At 65.0% G+C, this 9503-nt stretch carries 8 protein-coding genes; 3 read left to right on the top strand and 5 right to left on the bottom strand.

Annotation, left to right across the window (positions count from 1 at the left end):
* Together FVD38_RS25135 and FVD38_RS25130 are read left to right on the top strand one after the other, a co-directional pair.
* Window positions 1–288 (top strand): hypothetical protein (locus FVD38_RS25135; RefSeq protein ID WP_229493987.1); only part of this gene is annotated, 288 nt, incomplete at its 5' end.
* The gene (locus tag FVD38_RS25130; protein WP_147937301.1) at window positions 285–1280 is read left to right on the top strand and encodes a response regulator; all 996 of its coding nucleotides are present in this window, start codon (window positions 285–287) and stop codon (window positions 1278–1280) included. The genes FVD38_RS25135 and FVD38_RS25130, both read left to right, overlap by 4 nt.
* A 161-nt stretch (window positions 1281–1441) precedes the next feature.
* On the opposite strand, the gene FVD38_RS25125 is transcribed toward FVD38_RS25130, so the two are convergent.
* The 5 genes from FVD38_RS25125 to FVD38_RS25105 all read right to left on the bottom strand — a co-directional run bounded on the left by FVD38_RS25125 (window position 1442) and on the right by FVD38_RS25105 (window position 8367).
* Window positions 1442–2611 carry a glycosyltransferase family 4 protein gene (locus FVD38_RS25125; protein ID WP_147937300.1) on the bottom strand — a complete coding sequence of 390 codons (1170 nt, stop codon included), beginning with the start codon at window positions 2609–2611 and terminating at the stop codon, window positions 1442–1444.
* 12 nt (window positions 2612–2623) lie between these two features.
* Window positions 2624–3763, bottom strand: a complete 1140-nt coding sequence (locus FVD38_RS25120; RefSeq protein WP_147937299.1) for a glycosyltransferase family 4 protein — start codon at window positions 3761–3763, stop codon at window positions 2624–2626.
* A complete protein-coding gene (locus FVD38_RS25115; RefSeq protein ID WP_147937298.1) occupies window positions 3760–4710 on the bottom strand; it encodes a GDP-mannose 4,6-dehydratase in 951 nt (316 codons plus the stop codon). The genes FVD38_RS25120 and FVD38_RS25115 overlap by 4 nt, the downstream gene beginning before the upstream one ends.
* 1 nt (window position 4711) lies before the next feature.
* Window positions 4712–5752 carry a GDP-mannose 4,6-dehydratase gene (gene gmd, locus FVD38_RS25110; RefSeq protein WP_123069807.1) on the bottom strand — a complete coding sequence of 347 codons (1041 nt, stop codon included), beginning with the start codon at window positions 5750–5752 and terminating at the stop codon, window positions 4712–4714.
* Between the two features lie 299 nt (window positions 5753–6051).
* A complete protein-coding gene (locus FVD38_RS25105; protein WP_147937297.1) occupies window positions 6052–8367 on the bottom strand; it encodes an NADP-dependent malic enzyme in 2316 nt (771 codons plus the stop codon).
* Between the two features lie 140 nt (window positions 8368–8507).
* On the opposite strand from FVD38_RS25105, the gene thiL reads away from it, so the two are divergent.
* A complete protein-coding gene (thiL, locus tag FVD38_RS25100; protein ID WP_147937296.1) occupies window positions 8508–9491 on the top strand; it encodes a thiamine-phosphate kinase in 984 nt (327 codons plus the stop codon).
* Window positions 9492–9503: the final 12 nt, after the last annotated feature.

The following is a 9503-nucleotide window of genomic DNA, read 5'->3' as shown; positions in this document are numbered from 1 at the left end:
GCGCCGGCGCCGGCGCCGGTCGCGCCGGGCAACACGGTCGACCTGGCGCGTGCGCGGCGCGCCGGCGGCGTGCTGCTCGAAGCACTGCGCCGCGGCGCCCTGAACGACGGCGCCATGGCCAGCCTGGCCGCGGCGCTGGCGGCGCATCCGGCCGCCACCCGCGTGACCCAGGTCCAGTCGGCGATCGCCGACTTCGACTTCGACCTCGCCCTCGGGCACCTGGAGACCGTCATCGGCCTGCTGGGTGATGGGGCACTTGACGACGTTTCCGACGAATCCCCAGCATGAGCCAACCGAATACCCGTCCGCTGATCCTCGCGGTCGACGACGAAGCCAGCAACCTGCAGCTGCTGCGCCAGATCCTGCAGGACCACTATCGCCTGCTGTTCGCCAAGGACGGCGCGCGCGCGCTCGAACTGGCGCGCCAGGAGCAGCCCGACCTGGTGCTGCTGGACGTGATGATGCCCGGGATGTCGGGCTACGAAGTGTGCGCCGCGCTCAAGGCGCATCCCGCCACCGCCTCGGTACCGGTGGTCTTCGTGACCGCCCTGACCGAGACCGCCGACGAGGTCGAAGGCTTCGAGGCCGGCGCGGTCGACTACATCACCAAACCGGTCAGCCCGCCGGTGGTGCGGGCGCGCGTGCGCACCCACCTGTCGCTGGTGCGGATGGAAGAACTGCGCGCCAGCCGCCTCGAGATCGTGCAGCGCCTGGGCCTGGCGGCCGAGTACAAGGACAACGAGACCGGCCTACACGTGATCCGCATGAGCCACTTCTCGCGCATCCTCGGCATCGCCGCCGGCATGACGGAGATCGAAGCCGACGACCTGCTGCACGCGGCGCCGATGCACGACGTGGGCAAGATCGGCATCCCCGACCGCATCCTGCAGAAACCGGGACCGCTCGACGCCGAGGAATGGAAGATCATGCAGGGCCACGTGACGATCGGCGCCGAGATCATCGGCGAGCACGATGGCGGCATGCTGTCGCTGGCGCGCCAGATCGCGCTGACCCACCACGAGAAATACGATGGCAGCGGCTATCCGAACGGCCTGGCCGGGGAAGACATTCCCCTGGTGGGCAGGATCGTGGCGATCGCCGACGTGTTCGACGCGCTGACCTCGGTGCGGCCGTACAAGAAGGCCTGGACCGAGGAAGATGCGGTGAATTTCCTGCGCGAGCAGAAGGGCCGCCACTTCGACCCGCTATTGGTGGACCTGTTCGCCGACCAGATGCCGGCGATTCGCGAGATCAGGTTGCGCTGGGCCGAGACGGCGTAACAATCCATCTTCGTTAGCCTTGAAACGTCGTTCCCGCGGAGGCGGGAACCCAAGTCTCGTCACACAGTGGCAGGGGCAAACGTAGCCGCGAAGCACGCAAACTTGGGTTCCCGCCTCCGCGGGAAGTCGTTGCTGCCAGTGGCAGGAACGACGTGCTGGTGTTAGCGAATGAACTGCGATTTAGGCTGTTCAACCGCCGTATCGACTTCCTTGGGCAAACGCCTTGCCACCAGCTCGTGGTACAGCGCCGTATAATTGGCCGCCATCTTCTCTGACGTAAACAATTCTTCGAAACGCGCCTCGGCGCGGCGGCCCATGGCGCGCGCCATGTCCGGGTTGTCCCACAGGGTGCGCATCGCCGTGCGCAGCGCCTGCGCGTCGGACGGCGGCACCACCAGGCCGGTGTCGCCATCGACGTTGATATAGGTGGTGCCGGTGCCGATCTCGCTCGAGATCATCGGCTTGCCGTACATCGCCCCTTCGAGCAGCGAGATGCCGAAGGCTTCCGAACGCAGGTGCGAGGGGAAAGACACCGCATAGCACAGGGTCAGCAGCGCCGCCTTGTCCGGTTCGTCGATCGCGCCGACGAACATCACGTTGGACAGGCCCAGGCGCGCGGCCTGTTCCTTGAGTTCCTGCTCGATCGGCCCGGCGCCGACGATCACGATCGGATAGTCGAGCCCTTGCGCGGCCTCGAGCAGGATGTGCAGGCCCTTGTAGTAACGCAGCACGCCCACGAACAGGAAGAACTTGGGACCCACGCGCTCGCGCCAGTGCGCCAGGCGGTCGGGCTCGGGCTGCGGATAGGTGCCGCGGTCCAGGCCGAAGGGAATGACCGAGGTTTTTTGCTTGTAGCGCGCCAGTACGGTCGATGAACCGAGGTAGTTGGGCGAGGTGGCGACGATCGCGTCGACGCTCTTGAGGAAGCGGTGCTTGAGCGGCTGGTACAGGCGCAGCAGGTGGCGCTGGCGCACGATGTCGGAGTGGTAGGTGACCACCGTCGGCTTGTCGACCCGGGCCATGAAATGGGCCAGGTCCATGAAGGGCCAGGGGAAGTGGTAGTGCACCACATCGGCCTGCTTCGCCAGGCGCGCCAGCGCGCCGATCGACTGCACCGAGATGGCGTTGGACGCGATCTCGGCATTGAGCGGCACGCGGTGCACCATATGGCCTTCGAATTCGAACGGAACCAGGTTGTCTTGCCGCGACAGCGACAGCACCGTATTGGTCACGCCGAGGCGGCCGGTACCCACGCACATCTGGCGGATCACCTGTTCGACCCCGCCCACGGAATCCGGGTGGTAGGTCTTGTAGAAATGAAGGACACGCATAATCAACTCAGCTTACTGCGAAAGGACGGCACGGTACACTTCCGCCGTCAGGCGTGCGGTGTTTTGCCATGTCAGTTGTTCGGCGCGGGCGCGTCCGGCGGCGATACAGCGCGCGCGCACAACACCGTCCGTGGCCAGGATGCACATGGCGTCGGCGATGGCGCCGCTCGACAAGGGGTCGACCAGCAGCGCCGCGTCGCCCGCCACTTCAGGCAGCGAGGTCGTGTTCGAGGCCACCACCGGCACGTTTGAGGCAAAGGCTTCCAGTACCGGAATGCCATAGCCCTCATACAAGGACGGAAAGACGAAGACGCCGGCGCCGGCATACAGGTCGCGCAATTGCCCGTAGTCGGTCAGGCGATCCAGCCAGACCACGTTCTCGCCCGCCGCCTGCGCCGCCCTGATCGACGCCACCAGGGCTTCGCTGCGCGCGCCGGGCGCACCGACGATCACCAGGCCACGTTCGGCGCGCAAGGGCGCGGGCAGCGCCAGATACGCTTCCAGCAGGCGCTCGACGTTCTTGCGCGGTTGCAGGGTTCCAACAAAGAAGAAATAGCCAGGCTGCAGGCTATAGGCATCCAGGGTCGCCCTGACCGCCTGCGGTTCGGGGGCGGTGAGCCATTCCTCGTCGACGCCGCAGGGCACCACCGAGATGCGCCGCTCGTCGACGCCGAAGCATTCGACCAGTTCGTCGATGGCGAAGTGCGACAGCGCGATCACGTGGTCGGCCTTGCGCGCCGCCCGGGCTTGCAGCCAGTTCTTGAGCCTGCGCAGGCGCGGATTGCACCATTCCGGGTGCTTGATCGGCAGCGCATCGTGCAGGCTCGCCACCACCGGGCAATCCATGCGCACCACGCGGTAGTCGGTCACATGGAAGATATCGGCCGGCATGTGGACACGATGAGCGCCCGGCGTCACCAGGTCGATCAAGGTCGCTGTCTCAAAAGATTGAGGGAATGCCTGGCCGATGGAGATACCCGCATCGCCCTGGCGCAGGCGGGGCCAGGAAAACGGCGCCACCTCGCAGCCCGTTGCGGGCAGGTGCTGCATCAAGGCCCGGGTGTACACGCCGATGCCGTCCAGGCGGCCACCGGTCAAACCGGGCTCGACCATGGTCGTGCCCAGACCGACCTTGATGACTGCCGGTTTCACGCCCGGTACATCCAGTCCAGCGTCTCGTGCAGCGGGGTCGGCGCCAGGTCGCCGATCACGGCGGCCAGCTTGCGATTGCTGCCAGTCAGTTGAAGCACGTCGTTGGCGCGCACGAAGGCGGGATTGACCTGCACGTCGATACGGTAGCCGGCAATCTCGCCCATCGTCTCGATGACGCTCGACAGCGAGTGCGGGGTGCCCGAGCAGACATTGAAGGCTTCACCGGCGGGCGCCGCCGCCAGCAGGCGGCGGTAGCTGCGCGCCACCATGCGCACGTCGGAGAAATCGCGCGCGATGGCGAGATTGCCCAGTTCGATGCGCTGTTCGTTGCGGCGGAAGTGATTGACGATCTTGGGCAGCAGGAAGTTCTCGGCCTGGCCCACGCCGGTGTAGTTGAATGGACGCACGATCGTGATCGGCAGCTTGTCCATCCACAGGCGCGCCATGTATTCCATCGCCAGCTTGCTGACCGCGTAGTCGTTGGCCGGCGCCGGCGCCACGCTTTCGTCGATCACCGGCACGTTGGCATTGCCGTAGATGTTCGCCGACGACGCCAGCAGCACACTGGTGGGGCGATGCGCGCCGGCCGCCAGGGCCTCAAGCAGGTTGCGCGTGCCCACCACGTTGACGCGGTAGATCGCCTCGACGTTGGCATGGCCCACAAAGGCGATGCCAGCCAGGTGGGCCACGACGTCGGGCTTGACCTCGGCGACCATGGCGGCCACCGCATCGCGGTCGCACAGGTCGACCGCAAACATATCGGGCCCGGTTTCCTCGCCCGGCATCATGGTGCCGAACACACGATAACCCGCGGCCGTGAGTTCTTGCGCCAGGTAATGGCCGGTGAAGCCGCGCAGGCCCGTGATCAGGGCGCGGCGGCCCTCCCCTTCACGCCCGCTCGCCTGCTTGGCGAGGGCGGAAACGTCATCCGTGGCCAGGCGCGTCATATCAGAACGAGAAGCCCTGTTCGTTGCGACGCAGGTCGGCGTCGACCATCATCTGGCACAGCTCTTCGAGCGTGGTCTTCGGCTCCCAGCCCAGCTCGCGCTTGGCTTTCTCGGGGTCGCCGATCAGCAGCTCGACTTCGGCCGGACGGTAGAACTTGGGCGAGACGCCCACCAGCTGCTTGCCGCTCTGGCTGCAATGGGCCACTTCTTGCTCGCCCGAACCGCTCCAGTCCAGCGTGACGTTGGCGGCCTTGAAGGCCATGGTGACGAAGTCGCGCACGGTCTCGGTGCGGTTGGTCGCCAGCACATAGGTATCGGGCTTGTCGGCCTGCAGCATGCGCCACATGCCTTCGACATATTCCTTGGCGAAGCCCCAGTCGCGCTTGGCGTCCATATTGCCCAGTTCCAGCAGTTCCAGCTTGCCCTGCACGATCTTGGCCACCGAATCGGTGATCTTGCGGGTCACGAACTCGCGGCCGCGCAGCGGCGATTCGTGGTTGAACAGGATGCCCGAGGAACCGAAGATGTCGTAGGACTCGCGGTAATTGATGGTCATCCAGTGCGCGTACAGCTTGGCCACGCCATACGGGCTGCGCGGGTAGAACGGCGTATCTTCTTTTTGCGGGATGGCCTGCACCTTGCCGAACATTTCCGAGGTCGACGCTTGATAGAAGCGGATCTTCGGATTGACGATGCGGATGGCTTCGAGCAGGTTGACGGCCCCCAGGCCGGTAATCGAGGCGGTGGTCACCGGCTGGTCGAAGGACACGCCGACGAAGCTCTGCGCCGCCAGGTTGTACACCTCGCTCGGCTGGGCGGTTTCGATCAGGCGCAGGCTCGAAGCCAGGTCGGTCAGATCGTATTCGACCAGCGACAGGTTCGGGTGCGAGGTGATGCCGAGTTCATCGATGCGCCAGAAATTGACCGAGCTCGAACGACGGTAGGTGCCAGTGACGTGATAGCCTTTTTCCAGGAGCAACTGGGCCAAATAGGCGCCATCCTGGCCGGTGATACCGGTGATGAGGGCTCGTTTGTTTTGCATGTTCTTGGATGGATATGAAGGTGGTCTTGCGGGCGCCACGTATTACCTGACGAGCCCGGCGAAGCTAGGATTGTAACAGAGGAGGTCGGTTTGCCTAATTGCACATCAGAAACGAGTGCAATTAAATCAACACTTATCTGAACATTATGACCCGAAAATGACGCTCATCGACGGTCGCTTACGGTTTGTTACCAGTGTCTTTGCAGGATGACAAACAGCGACAGCTGAAGACAAGTCCAGACAAAAACGCCTGCCCGGGCGCAAGGCGCTTGGGCAGGCGTCAGGTACAAACCGGCTATTTATTGCCGTTGAGAAACAGCGTCCACCACGGCCAGCGCCGTCATATTGACGATCCGGCGCACCGTCGCCGACGGGGTCAGGATGTGGACCGGGCGTGCGCAGCCGAGCAGGACCGGGCCGATCGCGATGCCGTTGCCGGCCGCCGTCTTGAGCAGGTTGTACGAGATATTGGCGGCATCGATGTTCGGCAGCACCAGCAGATTGGCGTCGCCTTTCAGGGTCGATTCCGGCATGATCTTGGCGCGGTTCTTGGCGTCGAGCGCGGCGTCGCCGTGCATTTCGCCGTCGACTTCCAGTTCCGGCTTCTTCTGCTGCACCAGGGCCAGGGCGGCGCGCATCTTTTGCGCCGATTCCGTATTGGCGCTGCCGAAGTTCGAGTGCGACAGCAGGGCCGCACGCGGGCAGATGCCGAAGCGCTCCATCTCCTCGGCCGCCATGATCGTGATCTCGGCCAGCTGCTCGGCGTTCGGATTCTCGTTGACGTGGGTGTCGACCATGGCCAGCTGGCGTTCCGGCGTGATGATGAAGTTCATCGCCGCATAGACGTTGGCGCCGGCGCGCTTGCCCAGCACCTGGTCGATGAATTCCAGGTGCATCTGGGTGGTGCCGTAGGTGCCGCAGATCATGCCGTCGGCTTCGCCCTTGTGGATCATCATGGCGCCGATCAGGGTGTGGCGGCGGCGCATGGCCAGCTTGGCCAGGTCTTGCGTCACGCCCTTGCGCATCACCATCTGGTGGTAGCTTTGCCAGTAGTCGCGGTAGCGCTCGTCGAAGTCGGGGTTGATGACGTCGAAGTGCACGCCCAACTTGAGGCGCAGGCCGAACTTCTCGATGCGCTGCTCCAGCACCGCCGGACGGCCGACCAGGATCGGGCGCGCCAGCTTCTCGTCGACCACCACCTGCACCGCGCGCAGCACGCGTTCGTCCTCGCCTTCGGCGTAGACGATGCGCTTGAGCTCAGGCGGCGCGCTCTTGGCGACCGTGAACAGCGGCTTCATGAAGGTGCCGCTGCGGTACACGAACTGCTGCAGCGTTTCGGCGTAGGCTTCCAGGTCCTCGATCGGACGGGTGGCGACGCCGCCGTCCATCGCGGCCTTGGCCACGGCCGGCGCGATATGGGTCAGGAGGCGCGGATCGAACGGCATCGGGATCAGGTATTCCGGACCGAAGGACAGGTTCGAGATGCCGTAGGCCGAAGCCACGATGTCCGACTGCTCGGCATGGGCCAGGTCGGCGATCGCGTGCACCACCGCGATTTCCATTTCGCGCGTGATGGTGGTCGCGCCGCAGTCCAGGGCGCCGCGGAACATATAGGGGAAGCACAGGACGTTGTTGACCTGGTTCGGATAGTCCGAACGGCCGGTGGCGATGATGGCGTCGCCGCGCACCGCCTTCGCGTCTTCCGGCAGGATTTCCGGATTCGGATTGGCCAGCGCCAGGATCAGCGGGCTCGGGCCCATCTTCGCGACCATGTCCTGCTTGAGCACGCCGCCGGCGGACAGGCCCAGGAAGATGTCGGCGCCGGGGATGACCTCGGCCAGCGAACGGTGCGGCGTGTCTTGCGCGAAGCGTTCCTTGTCTGGGTCCATCAGCTCGACGCGACCTTTATAGACCACACCAGCCAAGTCGGTGACGAAGATGTTCTCGATCGGGAAGCCGAGGTCGACGATCAGGTCGAGGCAGGCCAGCGCGGCCGCGCCGGCGCCCGAAACCACCAGCTTGCATTCCTTGATATTCTTGTTGACGACCTTCAGGCCGTTCAGGATGGCGGCGCCGACGATGATCGCGGTGCCGTGCTGGTCGTCGTGGAAGACCGGGATCTTCATGCGCTCGCGCAGCTTGCGCTCGATGTAGAAGCACTCGGGCGCCTTGATGTCTTCCAGGTTCACGCCGCCGAAGGTCGGCTCGAGCGAGGCGATGATGTCGACCAGTTTATCGGGATCGGTCTCGTTGATCTCGATGTCGAACACGTCGATCGCGGCGAACTTCTTGAACAGCACGCCCTTGCCTTCCATGACCGGCTTGGACGCCAGCGGACCGATATTACCCAGGCCCAGCACAGCGGTGCCGTTGGAGATCACGGCGACCAGGTTGCCGCGCGCGGTGTATTTGTAGGCGTTGGCGGGGTCCTTGACGATTTCCTCGCAAGGCGCGGCCACGCCCGGGGAATAGGCCAGGGCCAGATCGCGCTGGTTCAGCAGGCCCTTGGTGGGCGCCACGCTGATCTTGCCGGGACGGGGAAACTGGTGATACTCGAGCGCTGCTTGACGCAGTTGCTGACGTAATTCTTCTTTTTTGTCAGATGACGAATCCATGCTGGGCAGCCTTCCTGATACAAAACGGGACTTTCGATTCTATCAGACAGCATGTTGTCAATGGCTACGTATTTTCACCACACTTATGTGCGGTTGCAGCAATTTCTGGCAGGCCAACGGAGGACGGTACAATCGTCGCCATGCTTTCCGAATTCGACCTCATCAAGCGTTATTTCAAGCGCCAGCGCCCCGGCCGCCCCGATGTTGCGCTGGGCATCGGCGACGACTGCGCCCTGCTGGCCCCGACGCCTGGCCGCCAGATCGCGATCTCGTCCGACATGCTGGTCGAAGACCGCCATTTCTTCGCCGGCGCCGATCCCTTAATGCTGGGCCACAAGGCGCTGGCCGTGAACCTGTCGGACCTGGCCGCGATGGGCGCCCGTCCCGTCGCCTTTACCCTGGCGCTTTCGCTGCCGCGAGCCGACGAGGCATGGCTGGACGGCTTCTCGCGCGGCCTGTTCGCGTTGGCCGACGAGCATGGCTGCGAACTGATCGGCGGCGACACCACCAAGGGGCCACTGAATATCTGCATCACCGTGTTCGGAGAAGTCGCCCCCGGCCATGCGCTGCGGCGCGCTGCAGCCAAACCGGGTGACGACATCTGGATCTCGGGCACGCTGGGCGATGCACGCCTGGCGCTGGCAGGCTGTTGGAAAGAGGTCGAACTCCCCCCTGAGACACAGGAGCAGGCCGCGCCGAGGCTGCACATGCCAACGCCGCGCGTGGCCCTGGGCCTGGCCCTGGCGACGGTGCCAGGCGCGCCGATTGCACACGCCGCGCTCGACATCTCGGATGGCCTGGTCGGCGACCTGGGACACATCCTGGCGGCATCCGGCGTCGGCGCCACGCTCGACGTCGATGCGCTGCCGGCCGGCCCGGCGCTGGCGCGCCAGGATCTCGCATTGCGGCGCCGCTTCACGGCGGCCGGTGGCGACGATTACGAATTGTGCTTCACGGCGCCGGTATCACAACGCGCGGCGGTGCTCGAAGCGGCGGCGCAGGCCGCCACGCCAGTCACCCGGGTGGGCACGATCGAGACCGCACCCGGCCTGCGCCTGGTCGACGCGCATGGCGCGCCGCTCGACCTGGGCTTGACGGGCTGGGATCACTTCAGCGCGGGTTGAGCGTTCCGCATG

The organism is Massilia arenae (assembly GCF_008014745.1).
Lineage (GTDB): Bacteria > Pseudomonadota > Gammaproteobacteria > Burkholderiales > Burkholderiaceae_D > Telluria > Telluria arenae.
The sequence above is the reverse complement of the archived record's forward strand: the minus strand, read 5'-3'. Positions and strand labels throughout refer to the sequence as shown.